The organism is Bifidobacterium catenulatum DSM 16992 = JCM 1194 = LMG 11043 (genome assembly GCF_001025195.1).
Lineage (GTDB): Bacteria > Actinomycetota > Actinomycetes > Actinomycetales > Bifidobacteriaceae > Bifidobacterium > Bifidobacterium catenulatum.
Genome location: NZ_AP012325.1, coordinates 594677 through 616908 on the forward strand (window position 1 = coordinate 594677; position 22232 = coordinate 616908).

A 22232-nucleotide genomic window follows, 5' to 3' on the forward strand; every position below is an offset into this window, starting at 1 on the left:
ATGTTTCCGGTTAGCTGGTTTAAACGCTTGCGTCTTGTTGTGTTCGCATACCTTATATGTGTACGCATAAACGGTTTCAGCATATGATCCTCCTCCTTCCAAGGAATATGCTGAAACCGCGGATCAGCAACTGTAATGGAGATAATGATGTCCCAAACCCTCACATGGAATGCGGGCCCGGTGTCCATGGCGTTCGAATACGCGGATGGCCAGCCTGTTGTTATGCGCGCTCTTGAAATTAATGGTGTCAGTGTGCAATTCCCCGAAAGCACTCCGATTGCGGAGGTCATGACCACCGACACAGGTCACATGATTTCCTGTAACAAACTTACGCATACCGTTATCGGGCGAGAACTGCGCTATAGCAGCCATCAGACCAACACCACTGGGTATCGCAGCGAGTTGAAGATCGTGCTGGAAGATGAAGATCGCGATCTCGAAGTGGCTGTCCGCTACAGCGTTGACGAGCGCTCGCCGATGGTGCAGACCGATGTGACCGTCACCAATATGGGGCTTGAGCCGGTGCTGCTCGATTCTGTTACCAGCTGGAGCAGCACATTTGGCATTCCGGCAAATGCCGATGAAGGCACCGAATCCGGTTTGGAACATTGGGACTTGCTCGAAGGGCGTTTCGATTGGCTCGCCGAGGGACGGTGGAGCCGTAAGAGTCTGCGCGAACTGCTGCCGGCCATCGGCCAGGAACTTACCAATGTCGATCCAAGGCAAAGCCATCAGGTCGTATCCACCGGCACCTGGTCCACCGGCACCAATGTGCCCCTGGCCATTCTCGAATCCAAAGCAATGAAGCTGGCATGGCTGTTCCAGATAGAGCACAACGGTGCTTGGCGCTGGGACGTGCAGGACAACACCGCGGACGGCTGCGTGGCACTGTCCGGCCCGACCAACGAGAACCATGCATGGTTCAAAGAACTGCATTTGGGGGAATCGTTCACCACTGTTCCGGCATCCTTCACCATCGCCCACGAATTCGACGGCGTAATCGCCAACGTTACCGACTATCGCCGCGAAGTGCGCTCGCCGCACGTCGACAACGTCGAACCGAGCGTGGTGTTCAACGACTACATGAACACCATCTATGGCGATCCGACCACCGAGAAGGAGCTGCCGCTGATCGAAGCCGCAGGTAAGGCGGGCATCGAGATCTTCGTCATCGACTGTGGTTGGTACGACGATACCGGCAATTGGTGGCCGTCTGTCGGCGAGTGGATGCCGTCCAAGACCCGCTTCCCTGGTGAGAAGGGCATTGTCGAAGTCATCGACGCCATCAAGGACGCCGGCATGATTCCGGGCATCTGGATCGAGCCGGAGGTCATCGGCGTGAAGTCACCCATGGCGCAGAAGCTGCCGGATTCCGCGTTCTTCCAGCGGCATGGAAAACGCGTGGTGGAGCAGGAACGCTATCTGCTTGACTTGCGCGATCCAGCGGCGCGTAGGCATCTCGATTCGGTAATCGACCGTTTGGTCGGCGAATACGGCATTGGTTACTTCAAGTTTGATTACAATGTCTCTCCAGGTGCTGGCACCGATTATGACGCCGACGCCCCCGGTGCCGGTCTGCTCGGTCATAACCGTGCTTACAGCGATTGGATTGATGGTTTGCGGGAGCGCTACCCAGATGTGATTCTGGAGAACTGCTCGTCCGGCGGCATGCGTGAGGATTTCGCGCAGACATCCCGCTTTCAGGTGCAATCCACGTCCGATCAGCAGGATTTCCGTCTGTACCCGGTCATCGCTGCGGCCTCGCCGATGATGGTATTGCCTGAACAAGCCGCCAGCTGGGCGTACCCGCAATCCGATATGGGGGCCGAAGAAACCGCATTCAACATCAACACCACATTCTTAGGGCGGTTCTTCCTGTCTGGGTACCTGAACCGCATGAACGAGCGGCAACTCGCCTGGGTACAGGAAGGCGTGAACGCCTACAAGAAGCATGTGCAGCCGGTGATCGGTGAATCCAAGCCGTTCTGGCCGATGGGACTGCCTGGCTGGAACGATAAGGTGCTTGCGCTTGGCCTGGATGCCGGCGATCGTGCGCTGGCCACGGTGTGGAGTCGTGACAGTGAGGGTGGCGACGTGCGTCTGCATCTTGATCGTTGGACTGGGCGTGCCGGTGAGGTTTCCGCAGTGTATCCGGTTGATGGGTATGCGCAGTGGCCAGTCCACTGGGATGCCGCATCCGGAGAGCTTGTGGTTACCGTTCCGTCCGATGGCGGCTATGTGTCTCGAACATTCGAGGTGAATTTCAACTGATACTTTCCTTTCCCTTCCTTCCCCGATGAGGCGTCTGCAATGCACGGTCATGGCATTGCAGACGCCTCTTTTGCGAATGAGAAATTATGCCGTTGTTGATTTTCTTACTATCAACGAGCAGCCGATATATGTCGTGCCATGGTGAGGATTGCCATTGATGGCGTCCAGCAGATGCCGGGCGGCGCGTCTGCCGATTTCCTGCAGATTGTTGTCGAACGAGGTGATCGGCACGCGGCATTCGGTGGCGGTGACCTGCCAATTGTCATGACCGATAACCGCGATATCCTCTGGCACACGTATACCTTGGGCGAGCAGTGTCTCGATGACTCCGCGTGCAAGCATGTCGTTGAGGCAGTAGATGCCGTCGATGCGAACGCCTTTGCTAAGCAACAACTGTGCGGCTGTGCGTCCCCATGACTCATGCCAGTTGCCGTAGCAGACTGGTGCCGCCAGTTGAAGGCCGCTTTGTTTTAGTGCCTTACGGGCTCCGGCAAGCCGATCTTTGGTGGCTGTATAGTGCTCCGGTCCTGAGACAATGGCGATATGCCGTCGACCACGTAACAGTAAATGATCAATGGCCATTGCGCCGGCTGCGACATTGTCACATGTCACCGAGCAGTCTTCGGGATTGTTGGATGGGGCGTAAGCGTATACGATTGGGATTCCCAATGCGGTATTTGGCTTCAACGGCGGTCTGCTATCTGTTTCCCCACCAAGCATGAGCAGCCCGTCAACTCGTCTTGCCGCCAATTGATCGATATGCGCCCGTTCGAGTTTTGGATCGCCTCTGGAATTGGTAAGCAGCACGGCGTGATTGGTGCTGCCCAGGGTGTTTTCCGCGCCGATAAGCGCTGGATTGGAGAATCTGCCTTCAAGGTCAGAGGTCACCAGACCGATGAGTCCGGTTTTGCAACGTGGTGTCTGAACATTGGCTGTTTTGACATACCCAAGCTCATCGGCTGTTTTGAGAATAAGTCTTCGTGTATGTGCGGAGAGCTGACCTGTGTCGTTCAAAGCCTTGGAAACAGTGGCCTTCGATACGTGTGCGGCGGCTGCGATGTCGTCTAGTGTGATGCGTTTAGTCATGGGGCAATTCTAGGAAACGTTTCCGTGTCGTGCAAATACCGCACATGGAAGCATGTGCGTTTTTTATTGTTGAAGTCAACAGCAACAAGCCACTTCCTCAAAGTTGAGTTTCAAAGATGAGAGTGGTACTGGAAGAAAGGAAATATCAATGAACACGAATGCCAAGCGTACTGTTATGCGTCTTGTGGCCGGTGTTGCGGCTGTTGCGACGCTGATGGGCACCGCAGCCTGCGGTTCTTCGAACAGCTCTTCGAGTGATGACAACACGTTAACTGTTTCCTACTGGGACGACGAGATGCAGCCCATCAAGGATTTCATCAAGGCTAATCCGGATATCAAAGTCAAGCAGATTCGCGTTCCTGGAGACGACTACAACACCAAACTCAATCAGATGATTGTTGGCGGTACCGCTCCGGACGTCATGCTGACCCAGGAAGCGGATTACGTTCGCTTCGCTAAGAACGGTGTGACCATGAAGCTTGATGACAAGCTGAAGGATCTGGGCATCGACAAGAGCGATTTCCAGCCGGCCGTCACTGATATCGCCAACCAAGTGGACGGTTACTACGGATTCCCGCAAGGCTTCGCCACCGAAATCATGTACTACAACAAAGATATGTTCGATGCCGCTGGCGTCGCGTATCCGACCGATGACTGGACCTGGGACGACTACACCGCCGCAGCTGAGAAGCTGACCAAGGCCGATGGATCCCAGTACGGTTCCGACTCCCCAACCTTCAACGGCGTATGGTACTCCCTGATCGGCGCCGCCGGTGACAAGGTGGTCGACAATGGCAAGCTCTCTTTCGGTAATGGTTTGAAGAAGACCCTCGAATTCCAGAAGAATCTTGTGGACAACAAGTGGCAGCCGCAGCCGGCTTCCGGTTCTAAGGTTTCTGATATGTTCGCGGCCGGTAAAGCAGCAATGACCTTGGGTGGGACCTGGCTGGTTAGCACCTACAAGGATGTTGACTTCAAGTGGGATATCGCCACGATTCCAACCGCTCCTGGCGCCAAGAAGTACAACTCACTGCACACCTCTTTCTGGGCCATCAACGCCAAGACCAAGCATTCTGCAGCTGCAGAGAAGCTGGTCAAGTTCCTGATGAGCAAGGAAGGCCAGAAGTCGATGTCCCAGAGCCTGGGCAATACTCCTGCCTTCCAGTCCATGATGGCTGACGGCTACTACAAGGTGCAGGGTAAGAACGGCCCGAGCAACTGGAGTAGCCTGGAAGCCTCTGCTAAGGAAGCAAAGCTTGGATACACGCTGGTGGCCTCAACTCCAACATTCAACCTGTATGACCAGTTCAATGCATATGTTCTTGGCCAGACTTCGTTGAGTGAAGTGACTGGGACACAAGTGGCCAAGGCCAATAAGGAAATTACCGACGCGCAATAAGGAGGCAAGCCTATAGAGCAATATCAATCTACTTTTTTTGTTTCTTGATTGGCGGCTCTCATGACTTCCAGTAATGGGAGCCGCCAATCAATCTCCAAGCAGTATACGTATCGTAACCAACCATTTCCCAATCGCAGAGGGGCATTCAAATGTCAATCTCCAAGAAAACCGCGAAGTCTTCGGGCAAGATGCGCTCGGATGCGGGAGCAGCATGGGGTTTCCTCAGCCCCTGGATCATCGGATTCCTCATTTTCAGCGCTTTTCCGTTGGCTTTCAGCTTTTATCTGAGTCTTACCAAGTGGAATCTGATGGGAGACCCGCAATTTGTGGGCCTGCAGAATTACAAGGACATGCTTTCGAGCAACGGCGAGCTCGGGCAGACCTTGTTGGCAACAGCGATCTTCACCGTTATCAACGTGTCGGTGTCTATCCTCTTTTCCCTGCTGCTCGCTATTCTGCTTAATTTCAAGGTACGTTTCAGAGGACTGTTCCAGTTCTTCTACTACGTACCGACCATCATGCCGTCCGTGGTCATGGCGGGATGCTTGGTTCTGATGTTCAACCCGCAGCTGGGCATCATCAATTATGTACTGAAATCGATGGGTGTGCAGAACCCTCCGAACTGGTCCGGTAGCCAGACTTTTGTGTGGGTGCTTGTAGCCGTTGCCTCGGTATTCACCTTCCAGACCGGCCAGCAGATGCTTGTCTTTTCCGCAGCGCTCAAAGATGTGCCGCAGGAACTGTATGAGGCCGCAGCGCTTGACGGCGCAGGCGCATGGAAGCGCTTCGTCAATGTCACCATCCCGGGCATTGCTCCAATGATGCTGTTCAATGTCGTTTCTTGCACGGTCAATTCGTTCAACAGCGCGTTCTCGCTGCTGTACCCGTTGACTGGCGGCGGTCCAGGCAACGCCACCAAGGTCATCGGCCTGTTGATCTACGACAAGGCATTCAAGAGCTTCAATATGGGTCAGGCTTCGGCTCTTGCGGTGATTCTGTTCATCATCGTCGGCGTGATCAGCGCTCTGCAGTTCAAGCTTATGGATCGTCAGTAAAAGGAGACACGAAAATGGAACTGCATACTCCGAAATATGTGAAAGTCCTACAGTATGTCGTGATGATCATCATGGCACTGTTCATGTTCTTCCCGATTTATTGGATTTTCGTTAACTCTTTGAAAACCATTACCGGCATTTCGGCATGGCCTCCGGAGTTCTTCCCGAAGGATCCGCAATGGGGTAACTATGTCAAGGTGCTAGAAAATCCCAATACTATTCTGTACTTGCGCAACACTTTGATTCTTGTAGTGCTGAACACTGTCGGTACACTGCTGACCAGCTCCATCGTTGCCTATCCGCTGGCTCGTATGAACTTCAAGGGGCGTGGTGTTGTATTCGCCATCATCTTGGCGACCATGATGGTGCCGTCCGCGGCACTGGTCATTCCGCAGTACCTCCTGTTCCGCAACTTCGGTATGTTGGACTCCTTCTGGCCGCTGATCCTCCCGAGCTTCTTCGCTCAGCCGTACAACGTCTTCCTTTTCCGGCAGTTCTTCGTTTCGATACCTGATTCAATCGATGAAGCCGCAATGCTGGATGGATGCAGCCGTTGGCAGGCATTCTGGAAAGTCATCGTGCCGCTCGGTAAACCGATTTTCATTACCGTCGGCATCATGTCTGTCAGCTTCTGGTGGAACGAACTGTTCTCTCCGCTGGTATACATCAACTCCGAAGACCTCAAGCCGCTGACTTTGGGTGTTCTCACATCCTTTGTCGAGACCTCGGCAGGTGCTTCTAAGACTATGTGGAACCTGCAGATGGCGTTCTCCATGCTGATGATCATTCCTCCCGCGCTGCTGTACATCTGCTGCTCGAAGTACATCACCGAAGGCATCAAGACCAGCGGCATGAAGGACTGACATTTCTTCGCACCAAGTTTTCTAACCAACAACAAAGGAATCGAAATGACTAACCAAGCCCAGGCTCTGAATGTGAATATCACGTCACGTTTCTGGACTCGATACCTCAATATGACCGTCGAAAACGCGCTGCCATACCAGTGGCGTGCGCTGAACGACGAAGTGCCCGTCGATGTGCCGGAAGGCGCGGCATGGGGCGAGAACGGCAGTCAGTTCAGCCACTCGCTTCGTAATCTACGTATCGCCGCAGGCCGCGAGGAAGGCGTGTTCTCCGGCCAGCCGTTCCAGGACACCGACGTATCGAAGTGGCTTGAGGCCGCCAGCTATGCGCTGCGCCGCAAGAACGCCGGTCTGAACGTCGACGAGCTCGAAGCCCACGTGAACGAGGCCATCGAACTGTTCGAAGGCGCTCAGGACGAAGATGGGTACCTCGACACCAAGTTCGAGCTGGATCTACCTGCCGAGAAGCGCTTCAAAGGCTTGCGCTGGAGCCATGAGCTCTACACCATGGGCCATTTCATCGAAGCCGCCGTGGCCCATTACGAGGTCACCGGCTCCAAGCGTGCCCTGGACATCGCCGAACGCGTGGCGAATTGCATCGGCCATAACTTCGGTGATGGCGAAGGCCAGGTGCACGGCCCGGACGGGCACCCGGAAATTGAGCTTGCCCTGGCTCGCCTGTACGAGGCGACCGGCGAACGCCGCTGGCTCGATCTGGCCGCATGGTTCATCCGCGTGCGCGGCACCGACCCGGAGTTCTTCGACGAGCAGGACGCCGCCGGCGGTCCGCAGTTCTACACCGACCTGCACATGCCGCTCAAGTACTTCGTGCAGGACGAGCCGATCCTCGACAAGCAGCATGCCGAAGGCCACGCCGTGCGCCTGCTGTACTTGGCCGCCGCCGTCTCCAAGGTTGGCCGTCTGCTGAACGACCAGAAGATGCTCGACACCGCCGAGCGTCTGTGGACCAACATCGTCAAGCACCGCATGTACATCACCGGCGCCGTTGGCTCCTGCCAGGTCGGCGAATCCTTTAGCTTTGACGATGATCTGCCGAACGACTTGGTGTATGGAGAGACCTGCGCATCCGTCGCCATGCTGTTCTACGGCAAGTCCCTGATGGAGACCAAACCGCGCGGCTCCGTGGCCGACGTGATGGAGAAGGAACTGTTCAACGGCGTGCTTTCCGGTGTACAGCTGGACGGCACCCGCTACTTCTACGTCAACCCGCTGGAAGCCGATCCCGCAGCGTCGAAGGGCAACCCAACCAAGGCGCATATTCTTACCCGCCGCGCCGGCTGGTTCGACTGCGCCTGCTGCCCGGCCAACCTGGGCCGTCTAATCACATCCCTCGACCAGTACCTGTACACGGTTTCGAATGACGGCAAGACGGTGTACGCCCACCAGTTCGTGGCCAACAAGACCGAATTCGAAGATGGCTTCACCATCGAGCAGACCCAAGCCGGTGACGAATACCCGTGGAGCGGCGACATCACCTTCCACGTGTCCAACCCGAATGGCCTGGACAAGAAGGTGGCCGTCCGCATTCCGCAGTGGTCCAAGGACTATACGCTGGAAGTCAACGGCGAAGCCGTCGAGCTCCCGGTGGTCGATGGTTTCGTGACCGTCGATGCCTCCGCCGCTGACACCGAAATCCATTTGGTGCTCGACATGTCCGTGCGTCGCGTTCGTGCCTCGCTGCGTGTGCGTGCCGACATCGGCAAGCTGGCCGTGGCCCGTGGCCCGATCGTGTTCTGCATGGAACAGGTCGACAACGAAGGCCCGCTGTGGCTGGATGGCATGAGCGCGGATGCCAACGTGTCCGAGTCTTACGAACCGGATCTGCTGGATGGCGTCGAGGTGCTCAAGGTCAAGGGCAGCCGCTTGGAATCCCCGACCGACGACCAGTACCGTGCCGTGGATGCACCGCTTACGGAGCGTGAGGAAACCCTCACCATGATTCCGTACTATGCATGGTGCAACCGCGCCGAAGGCCAGATGCAGGTCTGGGTCCGCGAAACCAAATAGCATCGCATAATCGTGTCCCTGCTCAAGATGGAGCAGGGGCACGATTGCTCTTCTTTTAAACTCTCTACAGCTTGTTCTTGTCGGCTTGAACGCGGCGATGTTGCTTCGGATTTTTGCCGACCGATATGAGAAATCGCCAAACATGGGTGATGTATATGGCAGGGCAGGACGCTCATATGCCTAACAGAATTTGCAACGTTGCAAATCCCGAAACAGACGGGCGACGTTGCCATAGAAGAAAAGGAGAAACCATGAAAATCCGCAAACCGCTGGCAGCGCTGCTAGCGACGGCCACAATGGCCGCATTGGCAGCGACTTCCGGCGCTGCGACCGCGCTGGCGATCGAGAATCCCACAGTGACCGTGCATCTCGACCAGACCGGCTGCACCGAGAACACCAACAACACCAATTGCCAGATTACCCACGGTTCGACAGGCTTCCTGTATGGCCTGACCGATGATGGCGTTTCCAGCGACACCACGCTCAACGGCCTGTCGCTCGATTCCAACAGCGTGCTGGTCGGCAAATCCCCAGACGGCGTGCAACACCCCAATGGCGATGTGCTGAACACCACCGACCAGTGGAAGCGCAACGGCGGCGGCGAAATCCAGGTGTACATGAAGGAAGCCTACAAGAACTTCCCATATGTGGCCTATGGCGATGGCGGCATGGACGGCGACTATGTGCCGAAGCTCAAGGAAATGGTCACCAAGTTCAACACCAAGTACCCGGACCTTAAGGATGACATCGTCTGGATTCCGTTCAACGAACCGGACATCAGCGACGCGAACTACTACAACTTGACGAACTACAACAGCAAGTACGACAGCGTTCGCACGAAATTCTTCGAGGATTGGAACAAGGCCGTCGAAGCAATCCGTTCGGTATATCCGCAGGCCCGTATCGGCGGCCCGAACAACAGCGCCTACTCCGACCGGTTTTATCGTGACTTCTTCCAGAATGCCAAGGAGCATGGTACTGTACCGGATGTCGTCACCTGGCATGAGCTCGGTTCCGGTTTCGGCAGCTACCTGAGCAACTTCCAGAAGTGGAAGACGCTGGAAAAGGATGTTCTTTCCGATTACGCGCCGCCCGAGAACACCGGTCTCAAGCAGGGGCAGACCATCAAGGTCAGCATCAACGAATACGCATGGAAGGACCAGAACGGCAAGGCCATCGAGCAGGTCAAACCTGGCCGTCTGCTGCAGTACGTGGCCCGCTTCGAAAAGACCGGCGCCCAGGGCGCGCTGCCGTACTGGTACCCGGCCGGCGATCTCGACTGGCTGGTCACCAAGAACAACCAGGTGACCGGTTCCTACTGGCTGTACTACTGGTACGGGCTCATGAAGGGCGATCTGCTCAAGGTCGACCTGCCTGATGAGAACGGCAAGCCGCAGGTGCTCGCCTCCTACAACAAGGACAGCAACCAGACCCAGATCCTGCTTGGCGGCTCGAACGAAAGCTCGTATTCCACGACGTTGAACCTGAGCGCGTTGCCCGACAAGTACCCGAACGGTGCCCATGTGACAATCTATGCGACCGATTCCACCGCTCCGGCCAATCTTAGCAATGTGTCAGTCAACGTTCCGGCTGCTTCCGACGGCCCGTACGTGGTAGCGGAACAGGACCTCAGCATCGCCAACGGCCAGGCCAGCCTGCCGCTGAACAATCTTAAGGGCGACAGCGCTTACTACGCGGTTATCGCGCCGGCCACGTCGCAAGGCAAGGTCTCCAACAGCACTGTCGAAGCCGAATACGCCCGCCGCAACGGCACCGCCAAGGTGACCTACGGTAATGCCAGCGGATACTCCGGCACCGGCTACGTCGAGGGCGCCGATGCCACCGCATCCAGCGACTTCTTCGTCGATTCGAAGAAGAACGGATACAACGAGGTTATGTTGCGCTACAGTGCTCCGAAGGCAGACGGCCAGAACGCGAAGCGCACCGTTACGCTGAAGATCAATCCGAACGAAAACTCCGCAAGAAACGATGCCCAGGAACTGACGCTCCAGCTGCCGGAAACCAAGGATGCCAACACCTGGCAGACTGCCAAGGTTCGCATCTACATGCCGCTGGGCCTCAACCAGATCACCGTGGAAGGCTATGGTACCCAGGGCATGCTCATCGATTCGGTGAGCACAGCCAGCGCCGATGACTCCTCGGTGACCCGTTACGAGGCGGAGGATTCCTCCAACACGTTCAACGGCAGTGCCAAGGCGAGTGCCGATAACAACGCCTCGAACAGCCGCATCGTCGGCAACGTCGGCAATGGTGCGAACAACTGGTTCCAGTTCAACAAGGTGACCGTGCCGGAGGATGGCAACTATACGCTGACCATCGGCTACGCCCAGTGGGAGTACACCGCGAACAACACCTGGCAGATCGTGAACCGTTGGGCGGATATGTCGGTGAACGGCGAGACCTCGAAGCACCTGGTGTTCGCCAACACCCGTGGCTGGAGCAACTTCTGGACTACTTCGGTGCGCGTGAACCTCAAGAAGGGCGAGAATACCATCCGCTTCGGCAACGCGAACACGGGCACGGCTTCTGAAAGCGGCAAGGCCAGCGGTTGGGCGCCGAACTTCGACTACATCCAGGTCGCTCCCACCGTGGATTCGAGCAGCGTGAAGTACACCACCGCGGACGGCAGCGAGATCAAGTCGATCACCTCGCTGACGGCCAAGGCGAATTGTCTTAAGGACGGTGTGCTGACGCTGACGGAAGGTGACAGCGTTGATGTGGAAGTGAACATCAAACCGATTAACGCGACTGATGCAACGCTCGTCTGGGCGTCCTCCGACTCGTCCGTCGCGACGGCCGAAGAGCAGGAAGACGCCGATGGTATTGCAACGCAGTCCGTGAAACTTGTTGACAGCCGCACGATTCATGCGCTCAAGGCCGGTGAGACGACCTTCACCGTGACTCCTGCCGTTAACGCCGAGAATGGTGTTTCCGCCACTTTCAAGGTGATTGTGACGGCCAAGGAGCCTGAGCCTGTTTCCGCCGACAAGTCCAAGCTGCAGGCCGCAGTGGACGAGGCCGGCAAGCTGGATGAGAAGGACTATACCGTCGACAGCTGGAAGGTGTTCACCGGGCAGCTGGAATCCGCGAAGAAGGTCCTCGCCGATGAGAACGCCACTCAGGACGACGTGGACTCCGCACTCAAGACGCTGAAGGACGCTCAGTCCGGGCTGGTCAAAGCTGATAGCGGCTCCACCGGTGGTAGTACGTCCGGCGGTTCCAGCGCTGGAAATACCGGGAATATCGGAAACACCGGGAACACGGGAAGCGGCGGTTCTCATGATGCGAGTGCCGCCTCCACCGGTGCGGCGAACGGCAACGACTCCGCCAACGGTGGCCAGCTCGGGTTGGTCAGCACGGGTGCAGGCATTGCTCTGGTTGCCGGCGTTGCAGCACTGCTGGCTGTGGCAGGTGCTGTGATCGCAGTACTACGCCGCCGTAACGCGATCTGATTTCCGGCAAAGACGGTTTCATAGGTGCATGCTGCCCGGTGGCCATGATATGGACCATCGGGCAACATGCCCTGCAATCCCTCGTGTACAGGCATGCTATCGGTAGCTTGCGCAAGAGAGATTGCTGCGAGCAAGGCGCTTTTCCGAGGCGGGTTCGTGCGCTAAATATGCACGGAAACGTTTCCGGAAATACGAGTATTCGATTTCCGGCGTGTTATCTGGCTTACAGTAAAACGCTGTAAGAACGCATATTGAACAGCGGCTTATGTCGTCTCTACGGCAGGGGCGCCAACATAAGCACAGGAGCTTACTCATGCAAACCGCACAGAGCAACAGTGAAGTACTCGTAGACCCGGATACGTTGTCTCCGGAAACAGGAGAACCATTCTCGCGGGCAATGACGGCTCGCTACCTCGGTGCCTTCGTTATTTTCGCAATCCTTAATTGCGCCGCATTCGTGCTGAACGGCAATACGCTCATGCCTCAGCATCTGAAGGACCTGGGATACAACGAAACGGAAGCCACCACCGCACTCGGTACCATCACCTCACTGACCGCGATCGTTGGTCTGCTGTCCGGCTACATCTGGGGCGCATTCTCCGATCACACTCGTTCCCGCTTCGGCAAGCGCACGCCATGGATCTTCGCAGGTTCCATTGTGGCAGGCATCGGCTTGTACCTGCTCGGCTCCTTCGGCGATGTGCCGAGCCTGACCGCCAGCTATATGCTGAACAACCTCGGCCAGGGCGCCATCCAGACTCCGATGTTCGCCATCCTCGCCGATCGTGTTCCCAAGTCCGTGCGCGGCACGCTGTCCGCAGGCCTGGGCGCAACCGCGCTGGGCACTCCTGTCGGCCAGTTCCTCAGCTCGCTGTTCCTCGGACAGCCGTATCAGAACATGGGCTTCGTCGTCGGCGCGCTGATGATTGCGGCCTCCGGCATCATCCCGCTGCTGATCCTGCCGCGCGAGCGCAGCTCCAAGAACGATGGCGACGGCAAGAGCGGTGCCGAAGCTGCCAAGGAAGCGCTGGAGAACCTGCTGCCTCCAAAGCTCAAGGGCGCGCACGACTTCTACAAGGCTTGCGGCGGCCGTCTGCTGATGATGGCCAGCTATGCCATGATCTCCCAGTACACGCTGTACATCTTCGAGAACTATGTCGGTCTGACCGTGCAGGAAGCCGCCAAGGCAATGGGCACGCTGTCCGCCGTCACCTTCGTCGTGTCGCTGATCGGTTTGGCTGTCTCCGGCCCGCTGTCCGACAGGATTAAGGCGCGTAAGATGCCGATTGCAATCGCCTGCGTGCTGTTCATCATCGGCACGCTGTGCCCGGTGGCGTTCCGCAGTGTCAACGGCGTGCTGCTGTACGCCGCATTCGCCGGGCTCGGCTATGGCGTGTACATCGCCGTCGATGGTGCTCTGAACGTCGACGTGATTCCTGAAGAGGCGCAGCATAACCGTACCGGCGGCAAGTACATCGGCTTCGGCAATCTCGCCAATACTTGCGGCCAGGTGCTGGCTCCGGCCACCACCGCCATGCTGGTTGCGGTTACCGGAACCTACTACAGCGCATTCATCGTCTCTGCCCTGTGCGCATTGGGCGGCGTGCTGCTGATCCTGTGGATCAAGAACGTGAAGTAGGTTTTTATTTACCACGAATCAGTCATCGACAACTGATTCATAGTCATATGAAGCGCATGGGATGCGTGCATTCCATGCGCTTCATATATTGTGCACACATGTATTGCGTTTGCGACGACAGCAGCCTGATAACACCCTATAGAAGCGCCTTATAGGCGTTGCAACAGCCGATAAGAAGCGCATATAGCCACGCCGGCATTGACAAGGATGTTTCCCGATATCTTGTGGGTATTCGCTTGAAAACAACGAAAACCACAGGAGAGAGGAGACAGGGAACATGAAGTATGCGGTGATTGGCGCTGGCGGCATGGGCATCCAGTACGGCGTGCTGCTGCAGGAATTCGCGCACAAGGATGTCGATTTCATCGATACGTGGAAGCCAAACGTCGAGAAGATTCGCGAGCAAGGCGGCGCCTACGTGTCTCAAGATGGTGAAGACCGCCATCTCGTGCCGATTAACGTGTACTACCCGGAGGAATACGCCGGCCAGCCAGATGTGTGGATCGTGTTCCTCAAGCAGATGCAGCTTGACGGCGTGCTCAAGCGTTGCGCCCACCTGTTCAACGAGAAGCAGATTGTGTTCTCCGCCATGAACGGCTATGGACACTTCGAAAAGCTCAACGAATACTTCTCCAAAGACCGCATCTACGGCGGCACCGCACTGATCGGTGCCTACGTGTACGGCCCCGGCGATTTCAACTTCACCGGCGGGGCACATGCCAAGGCCATGAACCTGTGTGCCTACGCGGATGATGTGACTGATGAGGTGCGCAAACACGAGCAGGCGCTGTACGAGGATTTCGCAACGGCCACACTCAACCCAACCATCGTGGACAACTTCATCGGCATGTGCATGGCGAAAATCGTATTCAACTCGGTGCTGAACACGCTGTGTACCATGTACCAGATCCGCTTCGGCGAATTTCATGCGCATCCCGACGCGCGTTGGCTCACCGAACAGCTGGTCGACGAAGCTTACAGCGCGGCCGAAGCAGCCGGATACCAACTGTTGGGCACGCGCGAAACGGAAGTCGAAACCATTCTGCACACTGCGGGCGTGGCTCATCCGCTGCACTATCCGTCCATGTATCAAGACCTGACTAAGGGACGTCCGACGGAAGTCGACTACATCAACGGCTATATCGCCAAAGTCGGACGCGAGCATGGCTACGAATGCAAGCTGCACGAATTCCTAACCCGCGAAGTGCATCTCACCGAACAAGCCTTCGCCATCCACAATCCAGGCATCGTCGCACAGGCCAAAGCCGACGTCGAAGCCAGTAAGCCGGTAACGGAATAACCGTAATTTTTCAAAACAAGTGAGAGAAGGAAAACAACCATGACCATCACTATTTTCAAGAAGCCAAACGGCATCAAACGAATCGCCGCAGCAGTACTCGCCGCTGCAACACTTATTTCCGTTGCGGCATGCGGTTCCGGCAACAGCGCATCCGCGTCCAACAGTCTGAACACCACGAAGGGCAAAACCACCACAATCACCGTCGGCGTGTGCGCAGGACCATACGGCGACATGGTCGACAAGGTTATCGCGCCGCTGCTGAAAGATGACGGTTTCAAACTGAAAACCAAGCTGTTCAACGATTATGTGCAGCCCAATAAGGCACTTGCATCCGGTTCCATTCAGGCGAATCTTTTCCAGCATGGCAATTATCTGAAGAAGTTCACCGCCGACAACAATCTCGACCTGACCTCCCTTGGACAGACGCCGACTTTGGGATTGGGCATCTATTCCAACAAGTACAAGTCCATCGATGACATCGAAGACGGAGCTACGGTCGCAATCGCCAACGATGGCTCTAACCTGGCGCGTTCTCTCGGCGTGCTCCAGCAGCAGGGTCTGGTGACGCTCAAGGGCGAGGTCGATGCTACCAAGGCTACGGTCAACGACATCGCATCCAATCCGAAGAACCTCAAAATCAAAACGATTGATGCGGCACAGCTGGCCCGTTCCTTGGGTACTGTTGATGTGGCTCTGGTGCCGGGCAACTACTCTTGGGCTGCTGATCTGAAGCCTGCCGACGCGCTCGTCATGGAAAAGCAGGATGATGGCGTGATCGAAGTGTTCGTGGTCCGCACCCAGGACGTCGATTCCGACTTCGGCAAGGCTGTCAAGAAACTGCTTGCCAGCCAGAAATTCAAGGACGCCATCGCCAAGAGCGAATTCAAGGATTTCGGCAAGCCGACCACGTGGTGACGCTATAGCGTGCGGTAATACAAAGGCCCGTATGAATCGAAGAACTCATACGGGACTTATGTACAAACGAGATTCATCGAACAAAACGTATTGAACGAACTTGAACAAGTACTCGAATGAAGCGAGGAACGAACCATGAGCGTTATTGAACTCAACGACGTGTCTGTGACTTTTCATGAAGGCGGGCGAACCGTCGAAGCGGTCAAGCATGTGAACATCAGCGTGGAAAAAGGCGAGATTTTCGGCATCGTGGGTTTTTCCGGAGCTGGCAAATCCACTTTGGTGCGCACCATCAATCTGCTGGAACGACCAACAGGCGGCCATGTAGTGATCGATGGCAACGATATCACCGCACTCAAAGGCAGCCAATTGAGTGACCTGCGCAAGAAAATCGGCTTTATTTTCCAAGGATTCAACCTGATCACCAACGTTACGGTCGGCAAAAACATTGAATTCGCGCTGAAAGCCGGCGGATATCCGAAAGCGCAGTGGCCGGAACGTGTCCGCGAACTGCTGGCACTGGTCGGTTTGGAAAACAAGATCGACAGCTACCCATCAAGCCTGTCGGGCGGGCAAAAGCAGCGCGTGTCCATTGCGCGTGCGCTCGCCAACAAGCCGGAAATCCTGCTGTGCGACGAAGCCACCAGCGCACTCGATCTGGAAACCACAGAAGGCATTCTGACACTCTTGCAGCGCATCAACCGCGAACTGGGCATTACCATCGTGTTCATCACGCATCAGCTTGACGTGGCGAAGCAAATTTTCGACCGAGTGGCCGTTATGGAAAACGGTGTGGTAGTGGAGCAGGGCAACACGTTCGACGTGTTCAGCGCTCCGAAACATCCGACCACCAAAGCGTTGGTGGAACGCTACCTTGGCATTGCCGTGCCACCGCAATTGGTGCCATCGCTGCCGGCCGGCACCATCGTGGAACTGCGATACAAGGGCGATGCGGCACTCGAGCCGCTCATCAGCCAGGTTGCGCAGGATTACGGTGTGAGCATCGACGTGCTGCATGCGAATGTGGAATATTTCGGTTCGCAGGCCATCGGCATTCTGATTGTGCTTGTTTCCGGCGCGGGGGAGCCGCTGCTGCAGGCGTTGAACACGTTGAGAACGCATGTATTCAGCTATCGGGAACTTGATCGTGGGCAGCTGGTTGTGGCCGCCGAAGCTGCGGATAATCAGGAGGCATGAGAACAATGGAAGAAACTCTGGAAATCCTTCAAGACAATCTTGGGCAAGCACTGATCGACACGGCATATATGGTTGTGGTGTCGGCGATTATCGGCGTGGTACTGGGCACGCTGGTGGCATTGCTGTTGTATTTGACTGAAAACCGCTTGTTTACGCCGAACCATGCGCTGAACGTTATTGTAGGGTTCATCGTAAACGCGATTCGCTCGCTGCCGTTCCTGATTCTCATGGTGGTGCTTATCCCGGTTGTGCAATTGATTTTGGGTGACCCTTACACGCCGACCGGTGGCGCAATCTCCCTGTCGATCGCCGCAGTGCCGTTCTTCGCGCGAATCGCGGAAAGCGCGTTCTCCGAAGTTGATCCGGGCCTGCTTGAGGCTGCCATCTCCACTGGCGCTACCACACGCCAAATCATTGTGGATGCGGTGTTTCCGCAAGCTTTGCCGTCGTTTATTCGCGGCGTGGTGCTCACCATCATTTCGCTGATCGGCTATTCTGCAATGGTCGGCACCATCGGAGCCGGCGGCATCGGCGATATGGCCATTCAATACGGCTATAACCGTTACGAAACCGGCGTGCTTGTTGTGATTGTTATTATTCTGATCGTCATTGTGCAGATCATTCAGTGGGTTGGCGATTGGTTCGCGCGCAAGGTGACGCACTGATGGTTGCGTATATGCGTGAATGTGCGCATATACAGTCGCGAGATGATAGGGAGGGTTGATTAATGACTTCGTATGTTTCTCCTGTCGCGTTCACCACGGTGGCGCAGTCGATTCCGCCGAATGTGTTCGCCGATATGGATCGCAAAGTGGCTGCCGCGGTTGCCGGTGGGGCTGATGTGATTGATTTGGCCAAAGGCAATCCAGACGCGTTTCCTGCTGATTTCATTCGAGAAGTAGCCAAAAAAGCGGTTGACGATCCGGCCAATGCCCGGTATTCGCCATTCGATGGCAAGCCTAGTTTTCTGAGGGCTGCCGAACAGTGGTATCGCAATACGTACGGTGTTGAGGTTGATTGGAAAACCCAGCTTTTTGCCGTGGAGGGCGCGGTCGATGGTTTGGCCGCGTTGTTCGCCGTGCTGGTTTCCCCAGGCGACGCTGTGGCGTATGCGGATCCATATTACCCTTCGTACCATTGCATGACGGTGATGAGCCGTGCCGAGGAGATACTGCTGCCATCGTTGCCGGAGCGCGGGTTCCTGCCGGATTTGGACGCGGTTCCTGCACAGGTGTGGGATCGTGTGAAAGTGCTGGTGCTCAACTATCCGAACAATCCGACGGGTGCGCAGGCTCCGCGCGAGTTTCTGCAGCGTGCCGTTGATTTGGCTCATGAGCATCATTTCGCGATCGTGCAGGATTTCGCATATGCGGGATTGGGCGTCGATGCGCAGCAGATCAGCATACTGTCACTGCCGGGTGCGTTCGATGTTGCGGTGGAAGTGTGTTCGCTGTCGAAAATGTATGCGATGGCCGGCTGGCGTGCCGGTTTCATCGCAGGCAACGACGACATCGTGTCTCATGTGAAGCAGTACCACTATCAGATGGGTTCCATGGTTACGTCCAGCATTCAAGACGCGGGCACTGCGGCGTTGCTGTCGGATCAGAGCTGTGTGGCCGAACTTGCGGAACGGTATGTGTCTCGTCGCGAAATCGTTGCAGGTGGATTGCGTGAAGCCGGCTTGGATGTGTTCGATTCAGACGGTGGTATCTACGCTTGGGTACACGCTCCTGAAGATCAGACGGGTGAACAGTTTGCCGACATGCTGTTGGAACGTGCGGCCGTCGCCGCGTTGCCGGGCACATGCTTCGGCAAAGTAGGCGAGGATTACGTACGATTCAGCCTGCTCAAATCCGAAGATCAGTTGCGTGAGGCTGTGCGTCGGGTGGCTGCTGTACTAGCGTAGTTTTTTCCTGCGTGGCCTTTTATGTATGAACTGGCGATTGCGGTGCGATGCCTTGCATCTCCGCCGTTTGATGGCCTCTTACAAGAAAACGTTATGGCGATTCGCGCGTTCTATAACAAACGTTGATAAGGCGCGGCGCGCGTTGAAACGCAGGATGCGGTTTAGTGGGTACCAGTGACCGCGTGAATGGCATGCGGCAATGAGCCACAACCCGAGGGGGTGCGCACCATGACTAGATTCAACACTCAGCTTGTTCACGGACTGCCGGTCAACGACAACAACACCGGAGCTGTGAACCCGCCGACTACGAAGCGCTTGATGCCGCTGTTTCCGGGCACTCCGCCAAGGGACCCGCGCGTGGTTGTCCGGCGAAGGCCGTGTATTTCGAAGTTCTTACCAATTCGTTGCTGCAGGTCAACAATGTGACGAAGATCTCCGAAATCGCTCATCGCTATGGTGCGATTTCCAGTTATCTGTTGCTGCATCCGCTGGTAAAATCCGTGCATTATCCGGGATTGCCGGGGCATGAGTATGAGATATTTGGGCATTGTTCAGGAAGTTGCGGATGAGGTGACGGTAATGAAAGACGGCCATCTTGTCGAATATGGAGCTGTCGGTTCCGTGTTACGACACCCTAAAGATGCGTATACGAAGATGTTGCTTGAGGCATCGTCTAAATTTGATGAGATTAATGCCTCGTAAGGAGTGATTTTATGATTGATAATACGACAATTGATTTCTATGGAGCCGACTGGTGCGGTGACTGCCGTCGAGCCAAGGCAGCATTGGACCGTTTCGGGGTCGCCTACAACCTTCATGATATCGAGCATGAGGATGGTGCTGCAGAGAAAGCCATTGCGATCAGCGGACAACAGCACATTCCCGTGATTCGGTTCGCCGCCGATGGCTCATGGCTGGTGGAGCCTTCGGCCACACAGCTGCAAGCCAAATGCAAGGAGCTCGGCCTGCTCTGATTCAACATTTCGTATGCCATCTCACGAGCCGGACAAGGAGAATTATCTCCTGTTCGGCTCGTAGACGTATGTGGGTCGGCTTCCGGACGGTCGATGTCCGGCTTCTGGATGGACTTTGCCCAGCTCGCGGACACTGTCTACACACGATTGCATTCTTTGGTAAATTTTTACTTGGGTTCGGCAATGGTTGCAGAACCTACGAAAGGTCGTGCAACAAGACCTTTAAAGAGAAACCAAAGAAGGGAGTAATGCCATGCCGTTCCTTATTGCGCTCCTTGCCATTGCGCTGATCATCGCTTTCCTGTTCCTGTCCACGTTGTTCATCGTGCCGCAGCAGCAGGCCTACATCATCGAACGTTTCGGCAAGTTCAACAAGGTGCAGTTCGCGGGCATCCATATTCGTATTCCGTTCGTGGATCGCATCGCCATGAAAACCAACATGCGGGTCAACCAGCTCAACGTGCAGTTGGAAACCAAAACGCTCGACAACGTGTTCGTCACCGTCGTGGCCTCTACCCAGTTTCGTGTCGATCCCAGCAATGTGGCGACCGCATACTACGAGCTGCGCGACCCGGCCGGTCAGCTGCGTTCCTACATGGAGGATGCGCTTCGCTCCGCCATTCCTGCATTATCTTTGGACGATGCATTCTCCCGCAAGGACGATGTCGCTTTTGACGTGCAGAAGACCGTCGGCAATGAAATGTCCCGCTTCGGCTTCACAGTGGTCAAAACGCTGATCACGGCCATCGATCCGAGTCCACAGGTCAAGAACGCCATGGATTCCATTAACGCGGCACAGCGCGAAAAGGAAGCCACGCGTCAGCGTGCCGAAGCCCAGCGTATTCAGATCGAGACCCAGGCGGCCGCCGAGGCTGAGAAGACACGCCTCCAGGGTGAGGGCCAGGCTAATTATCGTCGTGAGATCGCCAACGGTATTGTCGACCAGATCAAGAGTCTGCAGGCTGTCGGCATGAATGTGAACGACGTGAACAATGTGGTGCTGTTCAACCAGTATCTCGACACCATGCGTAATCTTGCCTCGTCGCAGAACGCGAAGACGGTGGTGTTGCCTGCTTCGACGCCTGGTGGCTTCAATGAGATGCGCGACCAGATCATCCAGGCCATGATGTCCGCGGACGAAGCTGCGAAATAGTCGCACAATAACCGCAACGTCATATTAAATGCATTGACACCAAGTGGGGACGTCCCGTAAAAGGATGTCCCCACTTGCGTTTGATGCTGATGCGGTGTTATGCGTGAACTTGGTTATCTCGGGGTGTTCCCTTAAGGGGTGCGAAGAACGGGGAAACAGTATAAACTCGGTCACGGATCAAGCGCGTTAGACGCCGTATGGGGGCAAAGAGGACTATGGCGAATATTGAAGGTCAAGAGTTGGTGATGGGGACGCGCAGACCCATCATCGAAGTGAAAAACCTGCGTAAGGAGTATCCAGTGCTCGACGAGACCGTCGTGGCATTGGAACGTATCAATCTCACCATTCCGCAAGGTCAGATCTGCTGTATCTATGGCGAATCCGGTTCCGGCAAATCCACTCTGCTCAACCAGCTTGCCGGCATGGAAAAACCAACCAAGGGCGGCGTACGCATCAGGGGAGTGCCCATCTCCCGTCTTGACGAACGGCAGCTGGCGGAATTCAGACAGAAGCATCTCGGCTTCGTATTCCAGTCATACAATCTGCTGCCCAATCTGACCGCCGTTGAAAACGTGGCAATGCCGTTGATGTTCCAAGGCATGCCAAAAAACAAGCGCGAAGCAATCGCCAAGAAAATGCTGAAACGAGTAGGGCTCGGCAAACGCATGAACCACTATCCAACGCAAATGTCAGGCGGTCAGCAGCAGCGCGTCGGCATTGCGCGAGCGTTCGCATCGCGGCCGCAAGTCGTATTCGCCGACGAGCCGACCGGCAATCTCGATTCCAAAACCAAAAACGACGTGATGGACATGATCTGCGCGTTCGCACGAGACTTGAACCAAACCATCGTGCTCGTCACGCACGATGACAATATGGCGCAATATGCCGATCGTATCGTAACGCTGCTTGACGGGCGCATCATCGATGACCGTCTGGTGAATAACGCATGACAGCAAGAAGAGAAGGGAAAACC

Annotated in this window: 16 protein-coding genes and 1 pseudogene; 16 read left to right on the forward strand and 1 reads right to left on the reverse strand. The window is 55.9% G+C overall.

From position 1 onward, the window contains the following. Positions 1-144 precede the first annotated feature (144 nt). A complete protein-coding gene (locus BBCT_RS02510; protein WP_231858082.1) occupies positions 145-2271 on the forward strand; it encodes an alpha-galactosidase in 2127 nt (708 codons plus the stop codon). Positions 2272-2355: 84 nt separating this feature from the next. Here the strand turns inward: BBCT_RS02510 and BBCT_RS02515 are convergent, their stop codons facing one another. Next, positions 2356-3357 (reverse strand): LacI family DNA-binding transcriptional regulator, encoded by a 1002-nt coding sequence (locus BBCT_RS02515; RefSeq protein ID WP_003836379.1) that lies wholly within the window; start codon positions 3355-3357, stop codon positions 2356-2358. A gap of 148 nt (positions 3358-3505) precedes the next feature. Here BBCT_RS02515 and BBCT_RS02520 point away from each other — a divergent pair, with 148 nt between their 5' ends. The 15 genes and pseudogenes from BBCT_RS02520 to BBCT_RS02590 all read left to right on the forward strand — a co-directional run bounded on the left by BBCT_RS02520 (position 3506) and on the right by BBCT_RS02590 (position 22209). Then, positions 3506-4756 (forward strand): ABC transporter substrate-binding protein, encoded by a 1251-nt coding sequence (locus BBCT_RS02520; protein WP_003808526.1) that lies wholly within the window; start codon positions 3506-3508, stop codon positions 4754-4756. 149 nt (positions 4757-4905) lie between these two features. After that, positions 4906-5811, forward strand: a complete 906-nt coding sequence (locus BBCT_RS02525) for a carbohydrate ABC transporter permease (protein ID WP_003836381.1) — start codon at positions 4906-4908, stop codon at positions 5809-5811. A gap of 14 nt (positions 5812-5825) precedes the next feature. Beyond that, positions 5826-6674, forward strand: a complete 849-nt coding sequence (locus BBCT_RS02530; protein ID WP_003836383.1) for a carbohydrate ABC transporter permease — start codon at positions 5826-5828, stop codon at positions 6672-6674. Between the two features lie 45 nt (positions 6675-6719). Then, positions 6720-8702: a glycoside hydrolase family 127 protein gene (locus BBCT_RS02535; RefSeq protein WP_003836384.1), complete on the forward strand. Its 1983-nt coding sequence runs from the start codon at positions 6720-6722 to the stop codon at positions 8700-8702. 251 nt (positions 8703-8953) lie between these two features. Further along, positions 8954-12175, forward strand: coding sequence for an FIVAR domain-containing protein (locus BBCT_RS02540; RefSeq protein ID WP_003836386.1), 3222 nt, complete (start codon positions 8954-8956; stop codon positions 12173-12175). A gap of 313 nt (positions 12176-12488) precedes the next feature. After that, positions 12489-13814, forward strand: a complete 1326-nt coding sequence (locus BBCT_RS02545; RefSeq protein ID WP_003836388.1) for an MFS transporter — start codon at positions 12489-12491, stop codon at positions 13812-13814. Positions 13815-14091: 277 nt separating this feature from the next. After that, positions 14092-15114 (forward strand): ketopantoate reductase family protein, encoded by a 1023-nt coding sequence (locus BBCT_RS02550; protein ID WP_003836389.1) that lies wholly within the window; start codon positions 14092-14094, stop codon positions 15112-15114. 39 nt (positions 15115-15153) lie between these two features. Next, positions 15154-16029, forward strand: a complete 876-nt coding sequence (locus BBCT_RS02555; protein WP_003836392.1) for a MetQ/NlpA family ABC transporter substrate-binding protein — start codon at positions 15154-15156, stop codon at positions 16027-16029. Between the two features lie 135 nt (positions 16030-16164). Then, positions 16165-17226, forward strand: coding sequence for a methionine ABC transporter ATP-binding protein (locus BBCT_RS02560; protein ID WP_003836394.1), 1062 nt, complete (start codon positions 16165-16167; stop codon positions 17224-17226). A gap of 5 nt (positions 17227-17231) precedes the next feature. Next, on the forward strand, positions 17232-17891 hold the full coding sequence (locus tag BBCT_RS02565) for a methionine ABC transporter permease (protein WP_033501370.1): 660 nt from the start codon (positions 17232-17234) through the stop codon (positions 17889-17891). A gap of 62 nt (positions 17892-17953) precedes the next feature. Next, on the forward strand, positions 17954-19132 hold the full coding sequence (locus tag BBCT_RS02570) for a pyridoxal phosphate-dependent aminotransferase (protein ID WP_003836398.1): 1179 nt from the start codon (positions 17954-17956) through the stop codon (positions 19130-19132). 228 nt (positions 19133-19360) lie between these two features. Continuing rightward, positions 19361-19599 (forward strand): annotated as a pseudogene (locus BBCT_RS09405) (hypothetical protein); the annotation flags it as partial. 246 nt (positions 19600-19845) lie between these two features. Further along, entirely contained in the window at positions 19846-20106 is a 261-nt protein-coding gene (locus BBCT_RS02580) for a mycoredoxin (RefSeq protein ID WP_003836403.1), read from the forward strand. A gap of 253 nt (positions 20107-20359) precedes the next feature. After that, the gene (locus BBCT_RS02585) at positions 20360-21259 is read left to right on the forward strand and encodes an SPFH domain-containing protein (RefSeq protein ID WP_003836405.1); all 900 of its coding nucleotides are present in this window, start codon (positions 20360-20362) and stop codon (positions 21257-21259) included. 215 nt (positions 21260-21474) lie between these two features. Next, complete coding sequence (locus BBCT_RS02590; protein WP_172620095.1) at positions 21475-22209, forward strand: ABC transporter ATP-binding protein; 735 nt, start codon at positions 21475-21477, stop codon at positions 22207-22209. The last annotated feature ends 23 nt before the right edge of the window (positions 22210-22232 follow it).